General features: G+C 68.1%; 25 protein-coding genes. 8 read left to right on the forward strand and 17 right to left on the reverse strand.

Annotated features, from left to right (window positions below; all coding sequences use genetic code 11):
• Positions 1–98: 98 nt before the first annotated feature.
• The 5 genes from AC1RVW_RS20890 to nac all read right to left on the reverse strand — a co-directional run bounded on the left by AC1RVW_RS20890 (position 99) and on the right by nac (position 4,623).
• Positions 99–1,082, reverse strand: coding sequence for a 5-oxoprolinase subunit C family protein (locus AC1RVW_RS20890; protein ID WP_106937318.1), 984 nt, complete (start codon positions 1,080–1,082; stop codon positions 99–101).
• On the reverse strand, positions 1,079–1,750 hold the full coding sequence (pxpB, locus tag AC1RVW_RS20895) for a 5-oxoprolinase subunit PxpB (RefSeq protein WP_285414708.1): 672 nt from the start codon (positions 1,748–1,750) through the stop codon (positions 1,079–1,081). The genes AC1RVW_RS20890 and pxpB overlap by 4 nt, the downstream gene beginning before the upstream one ends.
• Positions 1,747–3,099 carry an acetyl-CoA carboxylase biotin carboxylase subunit gene (accC, locus tag AC1RVW_RS20900; RefSeq protein WP_493202240.1) on the reverse strand — a complete coding sequence of 451 codons (1,353 nt, stop codon included), beginning with the start codon at positions 3,097–3,099 and terminating at the stop codon, positions 1,747–1,749. The genes pxpB and accC overlap by 4 nt, the downstream gene beginning before the upstream one ends.
• A 13-nt stretch (positions 3,100–3,112) precedes the next feature.
• The gene (locus tag AC1RVW_RS20905) at positions 3,113–3,556 is read right to left on the reverse strand and encodes an acetyl-CoA carboxylase biotin carboxyl carrier protein (protein ID WP_106937731.1); all 444 of its coding nucleotides are present in this window, start codon (positions 3,554–3,556) and stop codon (positions 3,113–3,115) included.
• 128 nt (positions 3,557–3,684) lie between these two features.
• Positions 3,685–4,623, reverse strand: a complete 939-nt coding sequence (gene nac, locus AC1RVW_RS20910; protein WP_234382427.1) for a nitrogen assimilation transcriptional regulator NAC — start codon at positions 4,621–4,623, stop codon at positions 3,685–3,687.
• 143 nt (positions 4,624–4,766) lie between these two features.
• Here nac and AC1RVW_RS20915 point away from each other — a divergent pair, with 143 nt between their 5' ends.
• Positions 4,767–5,981 (forward strand): aspartate transaminase, encoded by a 1,215-nt coding sequence (locus AC1RVW_RS20915; protein ID WP_493202243.1) that lies wholly within the window; start codon positions 4,767–4,769, stop codon positions 5,979–5,981.
• A 30-nt stretch (positions 5,982–6,011) separates the two neighbouring features.
• Positions 6,012–6,683 carry an RraA family protein gene (locus AC1RVW_RS20920; RefSeq protein WP_106937314.1) on the forward strand — a complete coding sequence of 224 codons (672 nt, stop codon included), beginning with the start codon at positions 6,012–6,014 and terminating at the stop codon, positions 6,681–6,683.
• Between the two features lie 5 nt (positions 6,684–6,688).
• On the opposite strand, the gene AC1RVW_RS20925 is transcribed toward AC1RVW_RS20920, so the two are convergent.
• Positions 6,689–7,624 carry a LysR family transcriptional regulator gene (locus AC1RVW_RS20925; protein WP_285414704.1) on the reverse strand — a complete coding sequence of 312 codons (936 nt, stop codon included), beginning with the start codon at positions 7,622–7,624 and terminating at the stop codon, positions 6,689–6,691.
• A 108-nt stretch (positions 7,625–7,732) separates the two neighbouring features.
• On the opposite strand from AC1RVW_RS20925, the gene AC1RVW_RS20930 reads away from it, so the two are divergent.
• From AC1RVW_RS20930 to AC1RVW_RS20955, 6 genes are all read left to right on the forward strand, one after another.
• A complete protein-coding gene (locus AC1RVW_RS20930) occupies positions 7,733–8,671 on the forward strand; it encodes a dihydrodipicolinate synthase family protein (protein WP_493202246.1) in 939 nt (312 codons plus the stop codon).
• Positions 8,672–8,730: 59 nt separating this feature from the next.
• On the forward strand, positions 8,731–9,702 hold the full coding sequence (locus tag AC1RVW_RS20935) for a Bug family tripartite tricarboxylate transporter substrate binding protein (RefSeq protein ID WP_493202248.1): 972 nt from the start codon (positions 8,731–8,733) through the stop codon (positions 9,700–9,702).
• Positions 9,692–10,399: an SDR family NAD(P)-dependent oxidoreductase gene (locus AC1RVW_RS20940; protein ID WP_493202250.1), complete on the forward strand. Its 708-nt coding sequence runs from the start codon at positions 9,692–9,694 to the stop codon at positions 10,397–10,399. The genes AC1RVW_RS20935 and AC1RVW_RS20940 overlap by 11 nt, the downstream gene beginning before the upstream one ends.
• Before the next feature lie 34 nt (positions 10,400–10,433).
• A complete protein-coding gene (locus AC1RVW_RS20945) occupies positions 10,434–11,600 on the forward strand; it encodes a mandelate racemase/muconate lactonizing enzyme family protein (RefSeq protein WP_493202252.1) in 1,167 nt (388 codons plus the stop codon).
• 100 nt (positions 11,601–11,700) lie between these two features.
• On the forward strand, positions 11,701–12,486 hold the full coding sequence (xth, locus tag AC1RVW_RS20950) for an exodeoxyribonuclease III (RefSeq protein WP_493202254.1): 786 nt from the start codon (positions 11,701–11,703) through the stop codon (positions 12,484–12,486).
• A 4-nt stretch (positions 12,487–12,490) separates the two neighbouring features.
• On the forward strand, positions 12,491–13,045 hold the full coding sequence (locus AC1RVW_RS20955; protein ID WP_493202256.1) for a hypothetical protein: 555 nt from the start codon (positions 12,491–12,493) through the stop codon (positions 13,043–13,045).
• Between the two features lie 46 nt (positions 13,046–13,091).
• Here AC1RVW_RS20955 and ntrC read toward each other — a convergent pair whose 3' ends face one another.
• The 11 genes from ntrC to ggt all read right to left on the reverse strand — a co-directional run bounded on the left by ntrC (position 13,092) and on the right by ggt (position 25,161).
• Positions 13,092–14,627 (reverse strand): nitrogen regulation protein NR(I), encoded by a 1,536-nt coding sequence (ntrC, locus tag AC1RVW_RS20960; RefSeq protein WP_081271315.1) that lies wholly within the window; start codon positions 14,625–14,627, stop codon positions 13,092–13,094.
• Positions 14,628–14,654: 27 nt separating this feature from the next.
• Positions 14,655–15,734 (reverse strand): nitrogen regulation protein NR(II), encoded by a 1,080-nt coding sequence (glnL, locus tag AC1RVW_RS20965; protein ID WP_081271314.1) that lies wholly within the window; start codon positions 15,732–15,734, stop codon positions 14,655–14,657.
• A 29-nt stretch (positions 15,735–15,763) separates the two neighbouring features.
• Positions 15,764–16,279 carry a hypothetical protein gene (locus AC1RVW_RS20970; protein WP_081271313.1) on the reverse strand — a complete coding sequence of 172 codons (516 nt, stop codon included), beginning with the start codon at positions 16,277–16,279 and terminating at the stop codon, positions 15,764–15,766.
• Between the two features lie 140 nt (positions 16,280–16,419).
• Positions 16,420–17,835, reverse strand: coding sequence for a type I glutamate--ammonia ligase (glnA, locus tag AC1RVW_RS20975; protein WP_081271312.1), 1,416 nt, complete (start codon positions 17,833–17,835; stop codon positions 16,420–16,422).
• A 147-nt stretch (positions 17,836–17,982) separates the two neighbouring features.
• Positions 17,983–18,783, reverse strand: a complete 801-nt coding sequence (locus tag AC1RVW_RS20980; RefSeq protein WP_493202259.1) for a competence/damage-inducible protein A — start codon at positions 18,781–18,783, stop codon at positions 17,983–17,985.
• Complete coding sequence (locus tag AC1RVW_RS20985) at positions 18,780–19,670, reverse strand: EI24 domain-containing protein (RefSeq protein WP_081271310.1); 891 nt, start codon at positions 19,668–19,670, stop codon at positions 18,780–18,782. The genes AC1RVW_RS20980 and AC1RVW_RS20985 overlap by 4 nt, the downstream gene beginning before the upstream one ends.
• A gap of 50 nt (positions 19,671–19,720) precedes the next feature.
• Positions 19,721–20,695, reverse strand: a complete 975-nt coding sequence (locus tag AC1RVW_RS20990; RefSeq protein ID WP_081271309.1) for a sterol desaturase family protein — start codon at positions 20,693–20,695, stop codon at positions 19,721–19,723.
• A 9-nt stretch (positions 20,696–20,704) separates the two neighbouring features.
• Positions 20,705–21,520 carry a polysaccharide deacetylase family protein gene (locus AC1RVW_RS20995; RefSeq protein WP_106937244.1) on the reverse strand — a complete coding sequence of 272 codons (816 nt, stop codon included), beginning with the start codon at positions 21,518–21,520 and terminating at the stop codon, positions 20,705–20,707.
• Positions 21,504–22,511, reverse strand: coding sequence for a YncE family protein (locus tag AC1RVW_RS21000; RefSeq protein WP_493202262.1), 1,008 nt, complete (start codon positions 22,509–22,511; stop codon positions 21,504–21,506). Before AC1RVW_RS21000 ends, AC1RVW_RS20995 begins: the two co-directional genes overlap by 17 nt.
• Positions 22,512–22,604: 93 nt before the next feature.
• Positions 22,605–23,363: a pseudouridine synthase gene (locus tag AC1RVW_RS21005; protein WP_493202264.1), complete on the reverse strand. Its 759-nt coding sequence runs from the start codon at positions 23,361–23,363 to the stop codon at positions 22,605–22,607.
• Positions 23,364–23,424: 61 nt separating this feature from the next.
• Positions 23,425–25,161, reverse strand: a complete 1,737-nt coding sequence (gene ggt / locus AC1RVW_RS21010) for a gamma-glutamyltransferase (RefSeq protein WP_106937241.1) — start codon at positions 25,159–25,161, stop codon at positions 23,425–23,427.
• Between the last annotated feature and the right edge of the window lie 12 nt (positions 25,162–25,173).

Below are 25,173 nucleotides of genomic sequence, written 5' to 3' on the forward strand. Positions count from 1 at the left end.
GTGCCTTGCGCAGCGAAATAAAGGAGGAGCCCGAAGGGCGGGGGACATTCGCGGAGCAAGGTACCCCGTCGGCGTGATCGGGCCCCGAAGAAAAGGACTCAGACACGAGCCGCCCCCCGATGAAGAGCCACCACACGCGCCACCTTGTCGAGCCACGCACGCACTTCGTCGAGCGCGGCCAGCGCCTCGTCCCAGGTGGTTTCGATGAAGCGCATGCGGCTGCCGATGGGTGCCTGGCCGAGACGCCACATGTCGGCCTCGATCACGGTGCCGAACTTGGGGTAGCCGCCGGAGGGTTGGGCGTCGCGCATCTGGATGATGGGCTGGCCGCTGTGGGGCACCTGGATGACGCCGGGCACGATGCCGTGGGAGCGCAGCTCCATGGGGGCGATGGGGCGCAGCGGCTCGCCGTCGAGCCTGTAGCCGTAGCGGTCGCTCTGCGGCGTGATCTTCCATTCGCCGGACCAGAAGGCGTCGCGCGAAGCGGGCTCGAAGGCCATGTATTCGGCTGCGGGCAGCACGCGCACGGCGGCCACGCCGTCGCGCGCCAATGGCAGCGCGAGCGCGGGCGGCACGAGGCCGAAGCCGGTGCGGCTGGCAGTACCGGCTCCGGCGGCGCGGAGCATGTCGCCGCGCTGCAATGCGCGCCCTTCATGGCCGCCGAATGCGCCGCGCAGCTGGGTGCTGCGCGAACCCAGCACCTCCGGCACGTCGATGCCGCCGGCCACGCACAGCATGGCGCGGCTGCCGCGTTGCGCGCCGCCTTGCGGCAGGCCGAGCGTCAGCACCTGGCCGGCGCGTGCCTGGTGCACCCACCAGGGCAACAGGGGCTGGTCGTCGAGCCTGGCGGCGCAGTCGGCGCCGGTGAGCGCGAAGGCGCAGTCCTCGCCGAAACGCACCTTGAACGGAAACACCGGCACCTCGACGGCTGCCGCGCCCAGCGCATTGCCCAGCAGCAGGTTGCCGGCGGCCAGCGCCAGGTTGTCCATGGCGCCGGAAGTGCCCACGCCCCAGCGTAGGCTGCCGGTGCGGCCCAGGTCCTGCACGGTGGCGAGCGCGGCGGAGGAAAGGATTTCGATCATCGGACGATGCCCTCCACGCGGAAGCGGATCATGTCGCCCGGCTGCAGCATGGCGGGCGGGTCTTGCGCGGGGTCGAAGAACACCATCGACGTGCTGCCGATGGTGTTCCAGCCGCTGGGGCCGGCCGATGCCGACACGCCCGTCTGCGCGCCGCCGATCGACACTGCGCCGCCCGGAATGCTCAGCACCGGCACCTTGCGTCGCGGCGTGGCGATGCGCGGGTCCATGCCGCCCAGGTAGCAATAGCCGGGATGGCTGCCGAGCGCGTACACCGGATAGAGCGGCGCGCTGTGCAGCTCGACGATGGCCTCGATGCTCAGGCCCGTGTGCGCCACCACGTCGGCCATGTGCGGGCCGCCCTCGCCGCCGTAGACCACGGGGAGTTCCACCACGCGGCCTTCGCGCGGCACGGCGGTGGCCGCGCGCCAGGCGTCGCACAGGCGCTCGCACAGCGCATCGAGATGGCGCGGCGCGCGCGTGAAGGTGAGCATCAGGTTGTTCATGCCGGGCACGGCCTCGCGCACTTCGGGCCAGCTCTCGGCTTCGTGCGCCAGCGCCCAGATGCGCTGCTGCGAAGGCAGGTCCATGTCGCCGGGCGCTTCGAACAGCAGCGCCGTGGTGCCCAGGAGGCTGATGGACGGTTCGGTACGGGATGCCTGTGGGCTCACGCCGCGCTCCTTCGCTGCAGCCAGCGTTCGAGGTGATGGATGTCCACGCCGCCGGCGGCAAAGCCGTCGTCCTGCACGAGCGCGCGGTGCAACGGCACGTTGGTGGCGATGCCTTCCACGCGCGTCTCGGCCAGCGCCAGGCGCATGCGGTCGAGCGCGTCGGCGCGGGTATGTCCGTGCACGATGAGCTTGGCGATCATGGAGTCGTAGTACGGCGGCACGCGGTAGCCGGCGCCGGCGTGCGAATCGACGCGCACACCGAAGCCGCCGGGCACCTGCCAGCCGGTGATGCGGCCCGGCGCGGGCGCGAAGGTGTCGGGGTTCTCGGCGTTGATGCGGCACTCGATGGCGTGGCCCTGGCAGCGCACGTCGGCCTGCGCCAGCGACAGGCGCTCGCCCAGCGCCATGCGCAACTGCTGCTGCACGATGTCGATGCCGGTGGTCATCTCGGTCACCGGGTGCTCCACCTGCAGGCGGGTGTTCATCTCGATGAAATAGAAGGCGCCCTTTTCGTACAGGAACTCGAAGGTGCCCACGCCGCAGTAGCCGATCTGCCGGCACGCGGCCGCGCAGCGCTCGCCCACCTCGGCCATCAGCGCGTCGTCGATGCCGGGCGCGGGCGCCTCTTCGATCACCTTCTGGTGGCGCCGCTGCAGCGAGCAGTCGCGGCTGCCCAGCCACACCGCGTTGCCGTGGCTGTCGGCCAGCACCTGGATCTCGACATGGCGCGGATGCAGCAGGAATTTCTCGATGTAGACCTCGGGATTGCCGAAGGCCTGGCGCGCTTCCTCGCGCGTGAGGGCCATGGCGTCGAGCAGCGCGGCTTCTTCGTGCACCACGCGCATGCCGCGCCCGCCGCCACCGCCTGCCGCCTTCACGATCACCGGATAGCCGATGTCGCGCGCCAGGGCCAGCACGGCGGCCGGGTCGTCCGGCAGCGGCTCGTCGGGGCCGGGCACGCAGGGCACGCCGGCCTTGCGCATCGCGCGCTTGGCCGAGACCTTGTCGCCCATGGTGCGAATGCACGCGGCGCTGGGCCCGACGAACACGAGGCCGGCCTGCGCCACACGATCCGCGAAGCCCGCGTTCTCCGAGAGAAAGCCGTAGCCGGGATGGATCGCCTGCGCGCCGCTCACCTCGGCGGCGAACAAAATGGCGGACTGGTTCAGGTAGCTCAGGCCCGGCGCGGCAGGCCCGATGCACAGCGCCTGGTCGGCCTGCGCGACGTACATGGCGTCGCGGTCCGCCTCGGAATGCACGGCCACCGTGCGCAGGCCCAGGCCGCGGCAGGCACGCTGGATGCGCAGGGCGATCTCGCCCCGGTTGGCAATGAGCACGGTGTCGAACATGGCGCGGGCCTCCTCAGTCGAAGCGGAACAGGGGCTGTCCTGCTTCCACTTCCTGGCCCGATTGCACGAGCACCTGCCGCACGGTGCCCGTGCGGTCGGAGCGTACCTCGTTGAACATCTTCATCGCCTCGATCACGCACAGAAGCTGGCCGGCTTCCACGGCCTGGGAAGGCTGCACGAAAGGCGGCTCGCCGGGCGCGGGCTGAAGGTGCACAACGCCGAACAGCGGCGCGAGGCACTCGGCACTGGCAACAGCCGGAGCAGTGGTTTCTTGCGGCGCCTGGCGCGGTGCCTTTCGTACGCCGGAGGGGCTTCGTGCAGCGGGCGCGGCGGATGCAGCCCCCAGCGCGGCCAGCTTCACCAGCCGCAGCGTGCTGCCGTTCTCGCTGTACTCCAGTTCCGCCAGGTCCGATGCGGCCAAAGCGTCGATGAGCGTCTTGATCTGTTCCTGCTTCATGCCGATGGCTGTGGTGGCCGACGCGTTCCGCGAACGCGTGACGGCATGCATGAAAGGTAACGGTCCGCGCGCCTGAAGCCAAAGACGGAATGGCTGTGCCGGGATAAGGGCGCCTTATGACGCCCGGCTCAGGACAGCGCGGCGATCCCGGGTTCGGGCGTCGACGCGACGGTGTTGGCCAGGTCGGCCACGAGTTCGAGCAGGATGTCCTTCACCGCCTGCGCGGGCTCCGACAGCGGCAGGTGGTCGGACTGGCACAGCGCCAGCGGCGCCTCGATGACAGGGTCGACGATGGGGAATTGCCAGGCGCCGCAGCTCGCGACTACCTCGCGCGCCATCGACGCCGGCAGGATGGTCGCGCCCAGCCCGTCGGCAATGGCCGCCGTGAGGGTGAAGGCCGATTCGATCTCCGCCACCACGCGAGGCACCATGCCCGCGCGCACGAAGGCCGCATCCACCAGCTTGCGCACCACGTTGTAGGGGCGCGGCAGGAAGAGCTCGATGTCGCGCAGGTCGGCCAGCTTCACCGGCTGCGAGGGCGCGGGCATGGATGCCGGGCCGACCAGGAACAGCGGCTCCTTGAGCAGCGGCAGGAAGGTAAGCCCGTGGATGGCCTTGTCGCCATACAGCACGGCCAGGTCCATGCGGCCGTTCATGATGAGTTCGCTGAGCGTGGTGCCGTAGTTCTCGTTCAGGTAGAGCAGGATGCCCGGGTGCCGCGCGCGCACCGTGCGCAACAGCGGCAGCGAGAGCGCCGAAGCGGCGGTGCCGGGCGCGAGCCCCACGGAAACCTGGCCGGAGAGCCCTTCGCCCGCGGCCTCCATGTCGACGCGGGCCTGCTCGCACTGGCGCAGGATGATCTGAGCATGGCGGTACAGCACCTTGCCGGCCTCGGTGGGCGTCACCCCGCGCTTGGTGCGCACGAGCAACTGCTGGCGCACCTCGCCTTCGAGCGTGGCCAGTTGCTGGCTCAGCGCGGGCTGGGCGATGAAAAGGACTTCGGCGGCCTGGGTCAGGCTGCCGATGTCCACGATCTTCACGAAATATTTGAGGCGTCGCAGGTTCACGCCTTGTCCCCAAGCAAAAGCCAAGCCTAGCATCGCGGTCGCGCGGCGGATATCGGGGCTCACCATGAGTCATAAGCTGCGCCTATACGACCAGTGCAATCTCGTCTTGGCCTCGCGGGAGCGATGTGCGTACCGTTCGGTCCATGCAAGCCACTACTTCCCGCATTGCCGCCCGCGTGCGGCGCATCAAGCCCTCGCCCAGCACCTCGGCCGCCGACCGCGCCAACGAACTGCGCAGGCAGGGCAAGTCGATCGTCAACCTCGTGGTGGGCGAGCCCGACTTCGACACGCCGGCGCACATCCGCCAGGCCGCGGCCGCGGCCATCGAGCGCGGCGCCACGCGCTACACGCTGATGGCGGGCACGGTGGAGCTGCGTGAAGCCATCGTCGCCAAGCTGGAGCGCGAGAACGGCCTGCGCTACGCGATGAACGAGATCATCGCCACCAGCGGCGCCAAGAGCGCCATCTACAACGCCTTCGCGATCACGCTGGAGCCGGGCGACGAGGTGATCATTCCCGCGCCCTACTGGGTGTCCTACCCCGACATGGTGCTGGCCTGCGAGGGCACGCCCGTCACCGTGGCATGCCCCGAGGCGAACGGCTTCAAGCTGACGCCGGCCCAGCTCGAGGCCGCCATCACACCGCGCACGCGCTGGCTGCTGATCAATTCGCCGAGCAACCCGACCGGCGCGAGCTACACCGCCGCCGAATACCGCGCGCTGGCCGAAGTGCTGGAACGCCATCCGCACGTGATGGTGATGACCGACGAGATCTACGAGCACATCCGCTTCGGCAGCGAGCCGCTGCCGCACATCCTTTCGGTGGCGCCGGCCCTGCGCGATCGCACGCTGATAGTGAACGGCGTCTCCAAGACCTATGCGATGACCGGCTGGCGCATCGGCTACGCGGCCGGGCCTGTGGACCTGATCAAGGCGCTGGACACGCTGCTGTCGCAGTCCACCGGCAATTGCTGCTCGGTAAGCCAGGCCGCGGCCGCCGCCGCGCTCAACGGCGACCAGGGCTTCGTGGCCGAGAGCGTGGCCGTGTACAGGCAGCGGCGCGACCGCACGCTGGCGCTCGTCAACGACATTCCCGGCCTCGGCTGCGCCACGCCGCCCGGCGCCTTCTACCTGTACATCAACTGCGGCGGCCTCATCGGCAAGACCACGCCCGAAGGCAAGCGCCTGGACGAAGACGGCGACGTGGTGATGTACCTGCTCGAAAGCGAAGGCGTCGCCGTGGTCGCGGGCACCGCGTACGGCCTGTCGCCCTACTTCCGTCTTTCCATTGCCACGTCGATAGAGACGCTGGAAGAAGGCTGCAAGCGCATCGCGCGTGCCGTGGCCGCGCTGCGCTGAAGCGTGCCGAAGAACTCACGAGGACCAGTCATGCCCTACAAAGCCATCCGCAAGAACCCGTCGGCCCCGCAAGTGGCGCCGGCCATCCTGGCCGCGCTGCAAGAGATTCCAGTGGCCGCGCTCAGCGACAACCTGCACCGCAACATCGGCAGCGTCGGCCTGCAGCCGTACCACCGCCCCGGCCACAAGACCATGGCGGGCACGGCCGTGACCGTGAAGACGCGCGGCGGCGACAACCTCACGCCCATGCGCGCCTTCGAGTTCTGCCGGCCCGGCGACGTGCTGGTGATCGACGCGGGCGGCGACATCACCAACGCAGTCATCGGCGGCATCCTGTCGTTCTATACCGCGACCATCGGCACCGCGGGCCTGGTGCTCGACGGCGCCATCCGCGACGTGGCCGAGATCCGCGAGCGCGACTACCCGGTGTACGCGCGCGGCGTGAACCATCGCGGACCCTACAAGGACGGCCCCGGCGAGATCAACGTGCCGGTGTCGGTCGGCGGCATGGTCGTGAACCCGGGCGACATCGTGGTGGGCGACCAGGACGGCCTGCTCGCCTTCTCGCCCGACGAGGCCGAACTGCTGATCGAGAAGGCCCGCGCGCACCTGGAGACGGAAGCGCGCACGATCCAGGCGATGAAGGAAGGCCGCTGGGACCGCTCCTTCCTCGATGCGCTGGAAGCTCGCTGCGCCAACTGAAGCGGTCAGGCGCCTGATGCGCCTTCGCTGACCAGCGTCCATAGCGCCTCGGCCACCGGCGCCATGTGCGCTTGCTGGCGATACAGCCGGATGTCCACCGGCACGCGCCAGCCGCCCGCGCCGGCATCGGCCAGCGTGCCGCTGCGCAGGTCGTCGGCCACCAGGCTCATCGGCAGCCATGCAAGGCCGCGGCCTTCGAGCGCCATGGTGCGCAGCAGCGCGGCATGGTGGGCCGTGAAGACGATCGACAGCGACGCGGCGAAGTCCTTGCCGAACTCGCTGTCCTGCATGGCCCGCATGATCCGGCCCAGCCCCGAAGCATCGCTGTAGGCCAGCACCGAAGGCGACTGGCCTGCGCCCAGCGCATGCAGCGGCGCGCCGTTCGCACCGGGCGCGCTCACGGGCAGCAGCACGTCTTCGCTCAGTCGTTGAACCGGGTAGCCGGTGTCGTCGAGCCGCCCCGGCGCGCCCGCGTGCCCGTGGCACAGCACGAACTGCACGCGGCGCTGCAGCATCAGGTCTTCGCAGGCGTACGAGCTGTCGGAGATGGTCTGGATGGGCCCCATGCTCAGGCGCGACTCCACGCCGGCGAGCCAGCGCGGAAAGAAGGTGAGCGACAGCACATGCGTGGCGGCAAAGCTCAGGCTGGCCGCGTCCAGGTCGTGCGCGGCGCGGGCCTTGATGCGGGCGGCCTCCAGATCGGCCAGCACCTCCCGCAGCAGCGGCTGGAAGCGCTTGCCCGCCGCCGTGAGCGCCGTGGGGTGCGCGCTGCGGTCGAACAGGTCGACGCCCACCCACTCTTCCAGTGAACGGATGTGGCGGCTGAACGCCGGCTGCGCGATGGAGCGCGCCTGCGCGGCACGCGAGAAATTGCCGGACTCGGCCAGGGCCAGGAAATCTTCCAGCCATTCCAGGTCGAGCGGTCGGTTGCCAGGGCCCATGCGCAGCGCGGTTGAATAGTTGTATGCGATTCGAGTATTGGACGGCCCGCCCTCCGCCGGCAAAAGATGCACCCATTCCTGCACCTTGAACCACAACGGAGACACAGCATGCCTTCCATCGCGAATTATCGCGGGATCATCCCCGCCATTTCCTGCCCCTTCACGGCCGACCACCGCATCGACGAACCGGCGCTGCGCAAGCTGGCCTCGTGGCTCGCCGGCCATGACGGCGTGGTGGCGATCATGACCAACGGCCACACCGGCGAAGTGTTCTCGCTCACGCCTTCGGAGCGCGCCGAGGTGACGCGCATCGTGGCCGACGAGCTGCGCGGCCGCATGCCGGTGATCTCGTCGATCGTGTGCGAGGGGCTGGCCGAGGCCGCCGAGCACGCCCGCGCCGCGCAGTCCGCCGGCGCGGTGGCGCTGGACGTGATGCCGCCGCACCACTGGCTGCGCTTCGGCTTCACGCCCGGGCATGCGCTGCAGTACTTCGAGGCCATCCACCGCGCCGCGCCGGAGCTGGACCTGGTCTGCCACGTGTACCCGGCGTGGACGCGCGCCTCGTATTCGTCGCAGCTGCTGGCCGAACTGGCCCGCCTGCCCTACCTGCAGGCCTTCAAGGTGGGCCAGCGCGACATGAACAAGTACGCCCGCGACATCCAGGCGATCCGCGAAGCCGATGCGTCGAAGGCCATCCTGACCTGCCACGACGAATACCTGCTCGCATCGATGGTGCAGGGCGTGGACGGCGCGCTGGTCGGCTTCGCGACCTTCATTCCGCAATTGATCATCGACCTGTGGAACGCGGTGAAGGCCGGCGACCTGAAGAAGGCGATGGCGGTGCAGGCGCTCATCACGCCGCTGAAAGACGCGGTGTACGGCGGCGGCGAACCGACCGGCGAGGCGCATGCGCGCATGAAGGGCGGCATGTTCCTGGCGGGGGTGCTCGACAACGCCACCGTGCGCCCGCCGACCGAAGCGCCGAACGCGCGCGAGATGGATGCGCTGCGCGCGGCCGTCGAGCAGGCCGGGCTGTCGAAGCGCTGAGCCCACGGGGCCGCGACACCCGCGATGCCCCGACGAAGAACCACAAGGAGACAAGAGACATGCAACGCAACCATTTCCTGCGGGCCACGCTGGCCGCCCTCGCGCTGGCCGCGGCGTCCACCGCCGGCCTCGCCCAGACCTGGCCGAGCCGCCCCGTGCGCATGGTGATTCCGTTTCCGCCGGGCGGCACGCTGGACACCATCGGCCGCCTGCTGGCGCAGAAGCTCGGCGAGCAGACGGGCCAGACCTTCATCGTGGAGAACCGCGCCGGCGGCAACGGCATCATCGGCGCCGACGTGGTGTCGAAGGCTCCGGCCGACGGCTACACGCTGCTGTTCAACGCATCGACCTTCACCACCGCGCCGATGACGATGAAGGCCGTGCCCTACGAGGTGACGCGCGACTTCACCCCGGTGGCGCTGGTGGCCAAGGCGCCGCTGTCGGTGGCCGTCAACAAGAACCTGCCGGTGACGGACGTGAAGTCGCTCATCGCGTACGCCAAGGCGCACCCCGGCAAGATGACCTTCGCGGTGGGCTCCATCGGATCGGCCGGCCACCTGTCGACCGAGCTGCTCAAGCGCGCGGGCGGCGGGCTCGACTACCTGATCGTGCCGTACAAAGGCACGGCGCCCGCGTTCCAGGACCTGATCGGCGGGCAGATCGACGGTTTCATCGACCCCATCCTCGGCTCGCTGCAGTACCACAAGAGCGGCATGGTGAAGGTGATTGCCGTGACCTCGGCCACGCGCGCCTCCAGCCTGCCGAACGTGCCCACGGTGGGCGAGAGCATTCCGGGCTACGAGTTCTACAGCTGGTACGGCCTGTGGGGGCCGGCGAAGCTGCCCGCGGCCATCACGCAGCGGCTGAACGCCGAGGTCAACAAGGCACTGGGCACCGACATGCGCGAGACGCTGGGTGCACAGGGCCTGCTGCTGACGCCGGGCAGCGTCGAGGAGTTCGCGAAGTTCCAGGCCGAGGACATGGCGCGCTCGAAGAAGATCATCGTGGAAGGCAACATCCATGTCGAATGAAGCCGCGACAGCGCCGCATGCAGTGGTGACGGGCAGCAGCGGCGGCATCGGCCGGGCCATCGCGTCGCATCTGCTGGAGACGGGCTGGCGCGTGAGCGGGCTCGACCTCGCCGGGCCGACGCTGTCTCACGGGCGCTTCGCGCACGTGGCCGTCGACCTGAGCGATGCCGATGCCATCGCGCGTGCGGCCTCTGCGCTCCAGGACGCCGATGCGCTGATGCATGCGGCCGGCGTGCTGCGTGTCGGCCCGCTGGGCTCGCTCGACCACGCGGGCGGCGAGCTGATGTGGCGGCTGCACGTCGATGCGGCCACGCGGCTGGCCGACGCGCTCGTGCCCGCGATGGCCGCGCGCGGCAAGGGCCGCGTCGTGTTCGTCGGCAGCCGCGTCGCGCAGGGCCTGCCCGGACGCGGCCAGTACGCCGCGACCAAGGCCGCGCTGATCGCGCTGGCGCGCAGCTGGGCGGCCGAGGTCGCTGCGCAGGGCGTGACCGTCAACGTGGTGTCGCCCGGCGCGACGCAGACCTCGATGCTGCAGGACCCGGCACGCGCCGGCAGCGCGCCGCGCATGCCGCCCATCGGCCGGCTGATCCAGCCGGAGGAAATCGCGGCCCTGGTGGGCTTTCTTCTTTCGCCGCCGGCGGCGGCCATCACGGGGCAGGACGTCGCCATCTGCGGCGGTTCGTCGCTGCACCGCTGAATCTCCTTTCCTTTTCCATCCACCCAGACCGATCATGAAAATCGTCAACATCCTCGAGTCCACGCGTCCCATCAAGTCGGACATCCGCAACGCCTACATCGACTTCTCGAAGATGACCCTGAGCCTGGTGGCCGTGGTCACCGACGTGATCCGCGACGGCAAGCCGGTCATCGGCTACGGCTTCAATTCGAACGGACGCTACGGCCAGGGCGGGCTGATCCGCGAGCGCTTCCTGCCGCGCCTGCTCGAAGCCGAGCCCGCATCGCTGCTCGACGAGACGGGCGAGAACCTCGATCCGCACAAGATCTGGGCCCGCATGATGATCAACGAGAAGCCCGGCGGCCACGGCGAGCGCTCGGTGGCGGTGGGCACCATCGACATGGCCGTGTGGGACGCCACCGCCAAGATCGCGGGCAAGCCGCTCTACCAGCTGCTGGCCGAGCGCTACGGCACCGGCAAGCCGGACCCGCGCGTGTTCGTCTACGCGGCGGGCGGCTACTACTACCCCGGCAAGGGCGTGGAAGGCCTGCAGCGCGAGATGACCAGCTATCTGGAGCGCGGCTACTCGGTGGTGAAGATGAAGATCGGCGGCGCCACGCTGGCCGAAGACTGCGAGCGCATCGAGTCGGTGCTGAAGATCCTCGGCCCCGGCCAGCAACTGGCGGTGGACGCCAACGGCCGCTTCGACCTGCAGACCGCCATCGACTACGGCCGCGCGCTGTCGCAGTACCCGCTGTTCTGGTACGAGGAAGCCGGCGACCCGCTCGACTACGAGCTGCAGGCAAAGCTCGGCGAGGCGTATGCCGGCCCGATGGCCACGGGCGAGAACCTGTTCTCGATGCAGGACGCGCGCAACCTGATCCGCCACGGCGGCATGCGGCCCGACCGCGACTGGCTGCAGTTCGACTGCGCGCTCAGCTACGGCCTTGTGGAGTACCTGCGCACGCTAGACATGCTGAAGGAGCACGGCTGGTCGGCATCGCGCTGCATTCCGCACGGCGGCCACCAGATGTCGCTGGCCATCGCGGCGGGCCTGGGCCTGGGCGGCAACGAGAGCTACCCCGACCTGTTCCAGCCCTACGGCGGCTTCCCCGATGGCGTGAAGGTCGACAACGGCTACGTCACGCTGCCGCCGCTGCCGGGCATCGGCTTCGAGGGCAAGGCCGACCTGATCGCCGAAATGCGGGCGCTGGCAGCATAGGCCCCGCGAACGCAAGGGCGCCGGGTTTGCGCGATATGCTGTGAGGGATGCACCGCAAAAACCCAAGGACTTGTTTCGAAAGCAACAAGTTGCAAGCCCCATGAAGATAGCCACCTGGAACGTCAACTCCCTCACCGCGCGCCTGCAGCACGTGCTCGACTGGCTCATCGCCAACCCGGTCGACGTGCTGTGCCTGCAGGAACTGAAGATGACCGACGACAAGTTCCCGCTCGAGGTGCTCAAGTCGGCCGGCTATGAAGCGGCGGTGTTCGGCCAGAAAACCTACAACGGCGTCGCCATCCTCAGCCTCGCGCCGGTGCGCGACGTGGTGAAGAACATCGGCGGCTTCACCGACGACCAGTCGCGCGTGATCGCGGCCACGGTCGAGACGCCCTCGGGTCCGCTGCGCGTGGTCAACGGCTACTTCGTGAACGGCCAGGCGCCGGGCAGCGACAAGTTCGAGTACAAGATGAAGTGGCTCGACGCGCTGCGCGACTGGCTGCGCCAGGAGATGGTGGCCAACCCGAACCTCGTGCTGCTGGGCGACTTCAACATCACGCCGGAAGACCGCGACAGCTTCGACCCGGTGGGCCTGAAGGAAACCATCCACCACACGACCGAGGAGCGCAACCACTTCAAGGCGCTGCTCGACCTGGGCCTGACCGACAGCTTCCGCATGTTCGAGCAGCCCGAGAAGAGCTTCTCGTGGTGGGACTACCGCATGCTGGGCTACCAGAAGAACCGCGGCCTGCGCATCGACCACATCCTGGTGAGCGAGCCGCTGGTGCCGCGCGTGAAGGGCTGCGTGGTCGACCGCGTGCCGCGCAAATGGGAAAAGCCGAGCGACCACGCGCCCGTGGTGCTGGACCTCGACCAGGGTGCCTGATCCGATGAAAACAGGCGCGGTATTCGAAGCAGGCGCGGCGGGCCGGGCCTGCCGCTTTCTGGTGATCGCCGCGGCAGCCTTCACGCTGGCGTCGTGCTCGCTGTTCAAGCCGGCCGACAAGGCCGACGAAGGCGGCAAGGGCAGCACCGCGACGGCGCCCACCGACGAGGCCGCGCCCAGCGGGCGCGACGTACCCACGGTGCGGCTCATCACTGCGCAGACGCCCGCCGTGCGGGCCTACCGCAAGATCGGCGCGCAGCACATCTACAAGGCCTACGCCAACCGCATCTACAAGGGAAAGATCCCGCCGCTGGTGTATGCCGTGGTGGTGGTCGAAACCGACATCGACGCAAACGGCAAGGTGGTCAACGTGACCTTCAGCCGCACGCCGAGCCATGCGCCGGAAGTGGCGCCGATGATCGCGGAGCTCATCAAGGCGACGTCGCCGCTGCCGAGCCCGGGCAAGCTCGGCGGCCACACCTATGTCGACACCTGGCTCTGGGACAAGAGCGGCAAGTTCCAGATCGACTCGCTGACGCTGGGACAGCGCAGCAGGTAACAGGCAACCGGGCAGAGGCAAAGAAAAAGGCCCTGAGGGGCCTTTTTCATTCGATGCCGAGTTCCTGGATTTTCCGGGTGATGGTGTTGCGCCCGATGCCCAGCTTCTGCGCGGCCTCGATGCGCCGCCCGCGCGTGTTGGCCAGCGCGGTGAGGATGAGCCTGGACTCGAAGCGGCGCGAGAGCACGTCCCACACGTCGGTACGGCCGGCGGCCAGCAGGGCCTGGGCCTCGACCTCGAGGCCGCTCTCCCAGCTGCTCACCAGCGCGGGGCTTTCGACGGCCTCGGCGTGAACATGCGCGACGGCGGGCGCGTCGCCGACGGCCGCCGGGGGCGCAACCAACGGGCTCGCGATGGCCGGGGCCTGCGGGGCAGCTTCCGGCGCTGCATGCGCCTCGCTGGCCGCGGTACCCACCGCCATCACTTCGGGCGGCAGGTCCTTGGCCTCGATCAACTGGGCCGGCGCCATCACCGTCAGCCAGTGGCAGATGTTCTCGAGCTGGCGCACGTTGCCCGGGAAGCTGAACGCCGCGAGCTTGGTCAGCGCGGCATCGGAAATGCGCTTGGGCTCCACGCCGAGCTGGCGCGCGCTCACCTGCAGGAAGTGGCGCGTGAGCGCGGGCACGTCTTCGCCGCGTTCGCGCAGCGCCGGCAGGCGCAGGCGGATCACGTTGAGGCGGTGGAACAAGTCTTCGCGGAAGCCGCCGAGCTTGACGCGCTGCTCCAGGTCCTGGTGGGTGGCCGCGATGACGCGCACGTTGGCCTTCACCGAGTTGTGGCCGCCCACACGGTAGAAATGGCCATCGCTCAGCACCCGCAGCAGGCGCGTCTGCAGGTCGAAGGGCATGTCGCCGATTTCGTCGAGGAAGAGCGTGCCGCCTTCGGCCTGCTCGAAGCGGCCGCGGCGCATGGTCTGCGCGCCGGTGAAGGCGCCGCGCTCATGGCCGAACAGTTCGCTCTCGAGCAGGTCCTTGGGAATGGCCGCGGTGTTGATGGCCACGAAGGGGCCGTTGGCGCGCGGCGAGTGCTTGTGCAGCGCGCGCGCCACCAGTTCCTTGCCCGAGCCCGATTCGCCGGTGATGAGCACCGTGACGTTGCTCTGTGAGAGCCGTCCGATGGCGCGGAACACGTCCTGCATCGCAGGGGCCTGGCCGAGCATTTCGGGCGCGGCGACCATGCGCTCCTCGGCCACTTCCTCGCGCTGGCTTTCGTCGACGGCACGGCGGATGAGTTCGACCGCGCGCGGCAGGTCGAAGGGCTTGGGCAGGTATTCGAATGCGCCGCCCTGGAAGGCCGAGACGGCGCTGTCGAGGTCGGAGAACGCCGTCATGATGATGACGGGCAGGCCCGGGTGCTTGGCCTTGATCTTGTCGAGCAGGTCGAGCCCGGAGCCGCCGGGCATGCGGATGTCGCTCACCAGTACCTGGGGGCCCTGCTGTTCGTCGTCGGCGGCCTGCTCGAGTGCGGCGAGCACCTCGCGCGTGTTGGTGAAACTGCGCGTGGGCAGGTCTTCGCGCAGCAGAGCCTTCTCGAGCACGAAGCGAATCGATTGGTCGTCATCAACTATCCAGATCGGCTTCATGCATCTCCTCTGTTGCCGGTGGCTGCGCTAGGGCAGCGGTATCAATATCTTGAAATCGGTTCGGCCCGGGACGCTGTCGCACTCGATCACGCCGTGATGCTGTTGCACAAAAGTTTGCGCGAGCGTCAATCCCAGCCCGGTCCCGCCTTCCCTGCCCGATACGAGCGGATAGAAGATGCGGTCCTTGATCGTGTCCGGCACACCCGGTCCATTGTCGATTACATGCAATTCCAGTGCCAATCGATACCACTGCTTGTTGAAAATCACCTGACGCGCCACGCGGGTCTTGAAAGTGATCTGCGCATCGCCCGCCGCGCGGCGCTCGGCCAGCGCCTGTGCGGCGTTGTGGACGATGTTGAGCGTGGCCTGGATGAGCTGCTCGCGGTCGCCGCGGAACTCGGGAATGGAGACGTCGAAGTCGCGCTCGATGTGCAGGTCGCGCGGAAACTCCGCGAGGATCACGGAGCGCACGCGCTCGCACACTTCATGGATGTTGACGTCGCCCACCACATGCGGACGGCGGTGCGGCGCCAGCAGGCGGTCGACCAGCGTCTGCAGCCGGTCGGCCTCGTGGATGATGACCTGCGTGTATTCGATGAGGTCGCGCGACTCGACCTCCATCTGCAGCAGCTGCGCCGCGCCGCGGATGCCGCCCAGCGGATTCTTGATCTCGTGCGCCAGGTTGCGGATGAGTTCCTTGTTGGCCTGCGCCTGGTCGATGAGCCGCTCTTCGCGGTCCTGCCGCACCTGCTGCTCGAGCGGCGACATCTCGATGATGAGCTCGCCCTTCTTCTCGCCCTGCGCGAGCGTGACCTGCACGGGCATGAGCTCGTGGTTGACGCGGCGCAGGAAGGCCTCGTAGCGCAGCGTCGCAAAGTCGTTGCTGCTCGCGCCGTCGATGGCGGTGCGCAGCACCTGCGGCTCATGGAAGCACGCGCCGAACTGCGAGCCTTCCAGCGTGCGGCGCGAGGTGCCGAGTGCGTCTTCGAGGCCTGCGTTGGCAAACAGCACGGAGCCGTTGCTGTTGACCACCGCGATCAGGGTGGACAGCAGGTCGAAGGACTGGAAGCGCGGATTGGCGCCGGTCGCCTTCTTCCCGAATGCCATAGAGGTTTCTTGCTTGCGCTTGCTGTTGGTTATTGCTGCCGGGGCGGCAGCCGGTTGATTTCGCGGCGGATGCCGGCGATGTCGCTCTCGTTGCGCGCGATCTCGGCCTTCATTTCGGCCACGCGGTCGAGGTACTTCTGGTAGTTGCGGCCTTCGCTGCCCTGCTTCTCGGGCTCGCCGTTGTTGTAGTCCTTCAGCAGTTCGGCCTGGCGGGCCTCGGCCTTCTTGAGCTCGGACTCGAGCACGGAGCGGGCCTCGCCGTCGCGGGCGCGCTGGTCGACGCCTTCGACGCGCGGGCTGCCGGCCGGCGCGCGCGCCGCCGTGGAAGCAGTACCCGAGGACGACGATGCCGATCCGCCACCCGAAGCCCGGGTGCCCTGCACCACCGTGACGTTGCCGCCTTCGAGGACCTTGCAGCCCTTTTGCTGGGCCACGGTCGCGTTGTTCGTGTATTCGTTGCCGCAGCGCCAGACGCGTTCCTGCGCAACCGCCGGCAACGCGATCAGGAGTGAACCGGCCAGGAAAAAGAGAGAAGCTGTCTTCATGTGTATCGATGGAGGCGCGACAAAGGCGCATTTTCATGCAATTCGACGCACCCGGAGCCCCGATGTTCCGCCCCAAGGAAAAAGGACGGCCGAGGCCGTCCTTTTGACTTACATGCCTGTGAAGGCTGTTTGCTCGTCGATCAGAGCGAGTAGTACATGTCGAACTCGACCGGATGGGTGGCCATGCGGAAGCGCGTGACTTCCTGCATCTTCAGTTCGATGTACGCGTCGATGTACGCGTCGGTGAACACGCCGCCCTTGGTCAGGAACGCACGGTCCTTGTCCAGGTATTCCAGGGCCTGGTCGAGGCTGTGGCAGACGGTCGGGATCAGCGCGTCTTCTTCCGGCGGCAGGTGGTACAGGTCCTTGCTGGCTGCTTCGCCCGGGTGGATCTTGTTCTCCACGCCGTCCAGGCCGGCCATCAGCAGCGCGGCGAAGCCCAGGTACGGGTTCATCAGCGGATCGGGGAAGCGCGCTTCGACGCGGCGGCCCTTCGGGTTGGCCACGAACGGGATGCGGATCGAGGCCGAGCGGTTCTTGGCCGAGTAGGCCAGCTTCACCGGGGCTTCGAAGCCGGGCACCAGGCGCTTGTAGCTGTTGGTGCCGGGGTTCGTGATGGCGTTCAGGGCACGGGCGTGCTTGATGATGCCGCCGATGTAGTGCAGCGCGAAGTCCGACAGGCCTGCGTAGCCGTCGCCTGCGAACAGGTTCTTGCCGTCCTTCCAGACCGACTGGTGCACGTGCATGCCGGAGCCGTTGTCGCCGACGATGGGCTTGGGCATGAAGGTGGCGGTCTTGCCGTAGGCGTGGGCCACGTTGTGGATCACGTACTTCTGCAGCTGGACCCAGTCGGCGCGCTGCACGAGCGTGCTGAACTTGGTGCCGAGTTCCATCTGGCCGGCGTTGGCCACTTCATGGTGATGCACTTCGACCGGGATGCCGAGCGATTCGAGCACCAGGCACATTTCCGAGCGCATGTCCTGGAAGCTGTCGACCGGGGGAACCGGGAAGTAGCCGCCCTTGACCGCGGGACGGTGGCCGGTGTTGCCGTGCTCGTATTCCTTGTCGGTGTTCCACGAGGCTTCTTCGGACTCGATCTTCACGAAGCAGCCCGACATGTCGTTCTTCCAGCGGACGCCGTCGAACACGAAGAATTCGGGTTCCGGACCGAAGAAGGCGGTGTCGCCCAGGCCCGAGGCCTTCATGTACGCCTCTGCGCGCTTGGCGAGCGAACGCGGGTCGCGCTCGTAGGCCTTGCCGTCGGCGGGGTCGATCACGTCGCAGGTCAGGATCAGCGTCGTTTCTTCGAAGAAGGGGTCGATGTTGGCGGTGTTGGGGTCGGGCATGAGCTGCATGTCCGAGGCTTCGATACCCTTCCAGCCGGCGATGGACGAGCCGTCGAATGCGTGGCCCGAGGTGAATTTGTCTTCATCGAAAGCCGAGACCGGCACGGTCACGTGCTGCTCTTTGCCGCGGGTGTCGGTGAAGCGGAAGTCGACGAACTTGACCTCGTTTTCCTTGACGAGCTTGAGTACATCGGCGACGGTCTTTGCCATCAGTTTCTCCTGGAGTTGGATGGTGGTTAGGAATACAGGGACGAGGGATGCAGTTTCTGTGCCATTGTCACCTCTCTGGATGAGGCCTTGTTCACCAAAGCGAACCACAAATGGCCAAGAAATATCACCACATTGGTGCAATAAGAATTAGCGCACCAATTCAGGGCCTAGCTTGGCATCAAAGGTGTGCAGGCCCTCGATCAGCTGGGCATAGGCGGCATCGAGCCGGGCAGGGTCGCCCTTGACGCCCAGCTCGATGTGCCGCCCGTACTGGGGGTGGTCGACGCTGGGCAGGCTGAACACCTTGACGCCGGCGTGCGTGTCTTCGATGGCCTGCATCAGCGGTGTCAGGGTGGCTTCCATGGCACCGAAAACGATCACCGACTTCTCGGCGACCGCGTTGCGGGTGAACAGGTCGGCGTAGCGGGCGTCGAGCACGGACTCGATCATCGGCCAGGCCATGACCGGGAAGCCCGGCACGAAATGCACGTCGCCGACGCTGAAGCCGGGGATCTTGTTGTACGGATTGAGGATGAGCGTGGCGCCCTGCGGGAACACGCCCATGTTGAGCCGGTGCACGTTGTCGGCGCGGTCGGGCTCGTAGGGCACGCCCTGCTCGCGCGCGGTGTCCTGCATGCGCTCGCGGATCAGCAGTTCGGCCTCGGGGTGCAGCGCGAGCGGCACGCCCACGGCCTTGGCCGCGCACTGGCGGGTGTGGTCGTCGGGCGTGGCGCCGATGCCGCCGGTCGAGAAGACGATGTCCCCGGAGGCAAAGGCCCGCTCCAGCGCGGCGGTGATGCGCGCGGGCTCGTCGCCCACGTACTCGGTCCAGCTGAGCTGCAGGCCGCGTGCTGCGAGCAGCTCGATGACCTTGGCCATGTGCTTGTCGGCCCGCTTGCCGGAGAGGATCTCGTCGCCGACGACGATAAGACCGAATGCGCGTGTCATGGTGAACCCCATTGAGAAAGAGCGGCCCTGTTGGCTTCCGCGGCCTCGAGGGCCGGGGCGCCTTCGGCACCCGGCGCCGCCGCGGCCACCGCGCGCTGGGCACGCAGTTGCGCGAGCGCGTCGAGGCAGTAGTGCGCGAACCAGAGCGCCGAAAAGGCGAAGACCAGTGTGTAGATCCAGATGGCGATCGGCACCAGCACGAAGAAGGCGGCGGCGAACAGCAGGCCCGAGGCCCAGACGATGCTCGGCGCCGCGCCCAGGTAGCCGCACAGCACGCCCACGCACAGCAGCGGCAGCCGGTGCGTGCGCAGCAGGGTGGCGCGCTCCTCGGGGCTGGCGTGCTCGGCCAGTGCGTCGAAGCTCATCACGCGGTAGGTGAGCCAGCCCCAGATGAGCGGCGGCAGGATGAGCACGAGCGGCGGAATGAGCCACAGCGGCATCGACACCACGAGGGCGACCAGCGCGAGGATGGTGACGGCGAGCGAGCGGGCCACGCTGCCGAAGAAGGAGGCGCCCTTCTTCTGCTCCAGCGAGGGAAAGCGGCGTTCGCCCACCAGCCGGGTTAGCGCGGGAGCCATGAAGCCGGCCACGACGAGCAGCGAAACCACCACGATCAGCGGCGTGGCGGCAAACACCACCACCAGCGGCGCCAGCATGGCCGTCACGTCGCTCGAGAAAAGCCGGCCGATCCAGGCCCAGAAGCTGGCCAGCAGCGGCCATGCATCGAGCGCGCCGCGCGTCCAGGCCACGGCGGCTTCCCAGTAGAAATAGCCGAGGCCCGCGGCGAGCACCACCATCAACCCCAGGGGCAGCAGCGACAGCACGATCACGCGCGGCAGCATGCAATAGGCGACCGCGCGCCAGAAGGAGTCGAGGAGCAGGCGCATGAGGCAGCGAGGATAACGCCTGGAGCGGCGCCGTCAGGGGCCGGTGACCCTCAAGCGCGTCCGACCATTCGCTTCAGGCCGAGCCACTGCTGGGCCCAGAAGCCCCGGCCGTACTCGCGCACGCGCCCGTCGGTGCCGGGCTCCACCTGGTCGCGGATGCCGGTGGGGTCGTAGCGGTTCTCGAAGTTGGCGGTGCCGAACATCATGTCCCACCAGGGCAGCAGCACGCCGAAGTTGTGGCCGCCGAGCGTGCTCCTGCCGTTCGATTCATGGCCCAGCCCGATGCTGTGGTGCAGCCGGTGAAAGCGCGGGCTGATCCACAGCCGCTCGCCGATGGCGCCGAAGCTCAGCCGCAGGTTGGCATGCTGCAGGCTCTCGCTGAGCTGGGTGAAGGCCACGAACGCGATGAACTGCCCCGGCGCCACGCCGATGAGCTGCGCCACGATGACGATGAGCGTGTCGTGGACGATGTCGTCGAGCAGGTGGTTGCGGTCGTCGCTCCACATCGTCATCTGGCGCTGCGAGTGGTGCAGCGAGTGCAGGCCCCACCACCAGTTGAACTGGTGCTGGCCGCGGTGGATCCAGTAGCCCACGAAGTCGAGCACCACGAGATAGATCGCGAAGGCGATCACCGGCACATCGGTCACGCCGGGCCAGACCTCGTCGAGGTGGAAGGTGCCCCACCCCGCCGTGCGCAGCGCGCCCATGGCGTCGTCGAAGAACGGCTGCAGCGTGAAGAAGATGGCCAGCCGGAACAGCCCGAGCCGGTGGATCAGCGTGTAGAGCACGTCGATGCGGATGGCATGGCGGTCGACCACGGGCTCCACCGAGCGCCAGCGCTGCAGCGGCCCGATGATGGCGATCAGCACCAGGATCTGGATGACCCCGACCAGCAGCCAGCCGGTGGCGTCGAATGCATCTTCGGTCCAGCCGCCGAGGCCCACGGCAAACACCAGCGGCTGCACGACAGCCTCGAAGAACCAGCCCTGGAGGGCAGAAAAAGCGTCAGTCAGCCAATCGATCATGGCGCGAACTCAGGAGTGGGATGCGATCCAGGCGCGGTAATCCGGGTGCTGGCGCAGCGTCTGGAAACAGAAGCCCTTGGCCTTGAGGCCGACGATCAGCGGCTCGAGGTTGGCCGGCGCCCACGGATCCTTGCGCGACCAGATGCCCAGGTGCGCGAGCAGGATGTCGCCGGGGCGGATGGTGTCGAGCGCCTGCGTGAGCAGCTTGGCGTTGCTGAATTTCTCGCTCGGCAGTTCGTCGCCGAGGAAGCCGGCGGGCGCCCAGCCGACGTACTTGTAGCCGCAGCCCTCGGCTGCCGCCAGCAGCGCGGGCGAGGTCTTGCCGCCCGGCGCGCGGTACAGCGGCAGCGGCTTCTTGCCGGTGATGGCAGCCAGCCGGTCGGACGACTTGCGAATGTTGGCGCAGTACTCGGCCGCGCTCCAGGTCGATTCCTTGCCGTTCTGCGGGCCGGCCGAAGGCTTGATGCGGAAGCTCGGCGGCGTGCCCTTGACGTCGGCGCGCCAGTAGGCGTGGTCGTAGGTGTGGGAGCCGAACTCGTTGCCTTCGGCCGCCCTCGCCTTCCACCAGGGCGCCCAGTGGTCGTCGAGGCTGTCGCCGTCGGTCTGGGTGCGCTCGGCGGCGGCGAAGAAGGTGACGCGCACGTTCTGCCGCTTGAGCACGTCGGCCACCAGCGGGGCGATGCCCATGTGGCCGGTGTCGAAGGTCAGGTAGACAGGCTTTTCGCAGGTGGCGGCCTGCTGCTGCGCCCAGGCGCCCGGCACCACCGTGCCGCACGCCAGCGCCAGCAGCACGGCCGCGCCGGCGCGCCTACGTGCGCTTGCCATGGTCCAGCGTCCAGACGCCGTGCGGTGAGCGTCCCACGTTGACCTGCCGCACCACCTTCTGGCCGACGAGGTCGACCACGGTGAGCTTCTTGGCCCAGCGCGAGGTCACGTACAGCGTCTTGCCGTCGGCCGACACGTCCATGCAGTCGGGACCGCCCGGCACGGCATAGGTGGCGACGACCTTGAGCGTCGCCAGGTCGATGCGGCTGATGGTGTTGGCCACGCGGTTGCTCACGAACACGGTCTTGCCGTCGCCGGCCGAGCGGAACGCGTGGGCGCCCTTGCCGGTGGGGATCTTGCCGACCAGCTTGGGCTGCGCGCCCTCCACGTCGAACACCTGCACGCCGTCGCCGCCGGTCAGGCCCACGAGCAGCGTCTTGTCGTTGTGGGTGCCGAAGATGTCCGCCGGCATCGGGCCGGTGGCGGTGCGCCACTTGACGGTCTGCGAAGGCAGGTCGACCGCGATCATCTCGTCGCTGTCCTGCATCGTCACGTAGGCGATGGTGCTGGTGTTGTCGATCCAGATGTGGCTGGGCGTCTTGCCGGTGGCGATGCGCTTGGCCAGCTTCAGGTCCTTGCCGTCCCAGCGGTACACGTCGACGTGGTTCAGGCGGTTGCCCGCCGTGACGAACCACTTCATGTCGCGCGAGAACTGCAGCTGGTAGGGGTCGATGATGCCGTAGACCACCCGCTGCACCTCGGCCGTGCGGGGGTTGAGGAAGGTCAGCGAGTCGCCCGCCGAATTGGCCACGATGACCGACTTCTCGTCGGGCGTCATGTAGATGTGGTGCGGCTCCTTGCCGGTGGTGATGCGTTGTTTTTCGCTCCAGTCGACCGGGTTGATCACGCTCACGCTGGCGTCCAGCGAGTTGAGCACGAAGATCGGGGGAGGCTCTGCCGGCGCGGCGGCGGCGGTGTGTGCCGCCAGGGCCGTCATGCAGGAAAACAGGAAGGCCGCGATGCGGCCGTTCGGGCAGGCAGGAAGTCGCAAGGGAAGGTTCCGAGAGAGAGCTGGCGATCTTAACGGTCGAGCATTAAAACTGGCTGACCTGGAAACCCGTCTTTCTCCCCCTGTCAGCGCCTGTTACTCCGAAAGCTTGGCGGCTTTGGCGGGCTTGGCCGGTGCGCGCAGCGCGGCGACCTGCTCGGCGGTGAGCCAGCGCCACTGCCCCGGGGCCAGGTCTTCCGGCAGCGCGAGGTCGCCGATGCGCGAGCGGTGCAGCCCCTCGACCCGGTTGCCGACCGCGGCCAGCATGCGCTTGACCTGGTGGTACTTGCCCTCGGTGAGGGTGAGCCGCAGGTGCAGCGGGCTGTCGGACTCGCAGGCGGCGGCTCGCACGGGCTTCGGATCGTCGTCGAGCACCACGCCGGCCAGCAGCTTCGCGATCTGCGCCTCGTCCACCGGATGCTTGGCCGTGACCTCGTAGACCTTGGGCACGTGGTGCTTGGGCGATCCCATCTTGTGGATGAACTGGCCGTCGTCGGTCAAAAGCAGCAGGCCGGTGGTGTCCTGGTCGAGCCGGCCGATGGCCTGCACGCCCTGCACCGCTCCCTTGTTGGGGCGCAGGCGCAGCGGCGAGGGCAGCAGCGTGTAGATGCTCGGGTAGGTCGAGGGCTTCTGCGAGCACTCGGTGCCGGCCGGCTTGTGCAGCATCAGGTAGGCCTTCTCGTGATAGGCCCAGGCCGTGCCCTGAACCGTGTAGAGAAGCCCCTCGGGATCGAGATCGGCGAACGGGTCGGTCACCGCCTGGCCGCCGATGGTCACGTGGCCTTGCTGGACCAGCCCCGCGCACACGCGGCGCGTGCCGAAGCCCTGGGTGTAGAGGATGTCTTGCAGGTGCATGAAAAATGAAAAAAGCGGCCGCGCCGACAAGGGCACGACCGCCTTCGAGTGTGCCGCAGGTTCAGTAGCCCGCTGCCAGGCCGGTGTTGCGGCGTGGGTCGTTGGCGCCGTAGAAGCGGTTGTTGCCGACCGGCTTGCCGCCCAGCGACGGCGCGCCGACGATGATGGCCGCGAGGTGGTTGGCCGGCTGCGGCACGCCCAGGTTGTGGCCCATGTCGGTCAGGATCTTGCGGGTGTCGGGGCTCAGCGCATAGGCTTCGACGTTGGTGACGTCGGGCAGCCACTGCTGGTGGAAGCGCGGGGCATCCACTGCTTCCTGCACGTTCATGCCGTAGTCGATGGCGTTGATCATGGTCAGCATCACTGCCGTGATGATGCGGCTGCCGCCCGGCGTGCCCACCACCATCACGGGCTTGCCGTCCTTGGACACGATGGTCGGGCTCATCGAGCTGAGCGGGCGCTTGCCCGGCTCGATCTTGTTGGCCTCGCCTTGCACCAGCCCGTACAGGTTGGGCACGCCGACCTTCGAGGTGAAGTCGTCCATCTCGTCGTTCAGCAGCACGCCGGTCTTGGCGGCGGTGATCTTGGCGCCGAACCAGTCGTTCAGCGTGTAGGTCACAGAAACCGCGTTGCCCCATTTGTCGGCGATCGAGTAATGGGTGGTGTTGCTGCCTTCATGCGGCGCGACGCCGGGCTTGATGTCCTTGGAGACGCCTGCCTTCTTCGGATCGATGACGGCGCGGATCTTCTCGGCGTAGCCCTTGTCGAGCAGGCGGTCGAGCGGGTTCTTCACGAAGTCGGGGTCGCCCAGGTAGCTGTTGCGGTCCACGTAGGCGTGGCGCATGGCCTCGATCTGGTAGTGCACGGCCTGCGCCGAGTGGTAGCCCAGGTCCTTGAGCGGATAGCCCTCGAGGATGTTGAGCATCTCGCAGATGATCACGCCGCCGGAACTGGGCGGGGGTGCCGACACGACGCGGTAGCCGCGGTAGTCGCACTCCACCGGCGCGAGTTCGCGCGTCTTGTACTGGTCGAGGTCGGCCTGCGTGATCAGGCCCTTGCCGCCCTGGCTGGACGCCACGATGGCATTGCCGACCCAGCCCTTGTAGAAGCCGTCGGTGCCCTTGGCGCTGATTTCGCGCAGCGTCTTGGCCAGGTCCTTCTGCACCAGCTTGTCGCCCACCTTGTAGGGCTCGCCCTTGTTCAGGAAGATGGCGGCCGAGGCCGGGTCTTCCTTGAAGTCGGCCGTGGCGGTGCCGAGCAGGTCGATGTCGCCCTGCTCCAGCGCGAAGCCCTTGTCGGCCAGCTGGATCGACGGGGCGAGCAGCTCGCCGCGCTTCATGGTGCCGTACTTCTCGCGCGCGTACTCCATGCCCGACACGCTGCCCGGCACGCCCACGGCGAGGTGGCCCTTGGTGCTCAGGCCCTTGATGACGTTGCCGTCCTTGTCGAGGTACATGTTGGCCGTGGCGGCCAGCGGCGCTTTCTCGCGGAAGTCGAGGAAGGTCTTGCGGCCGTCGGCCAGCTGAATGGTCATGAACCCGCCGCCACCGAGGTTGCCCGCGGCCGGGTACACCACGGCCAGCGCATAGCCCACGGCCACCGCCGCGTCGACGGCATTGCCGCCGCGCTTGAGCACGTCGACGCCGACCTTGCTCGCCAGGTGCTGCGCACTCACGACCATGCCGTTCTCGGCCGCGACGGGCGCCACCGATGCCGCATTCGAGGCGCCGGCCGCCGCCAGCGCGAGCACCGCCGTGACGGCGGCGCGCAGCTTCGGGGTCCAGTGGATTTTTTGCATGTAGGAGTCTCC

The organism is Variovorax sp. MPBD4-3 (assembly GCF_058809745.1).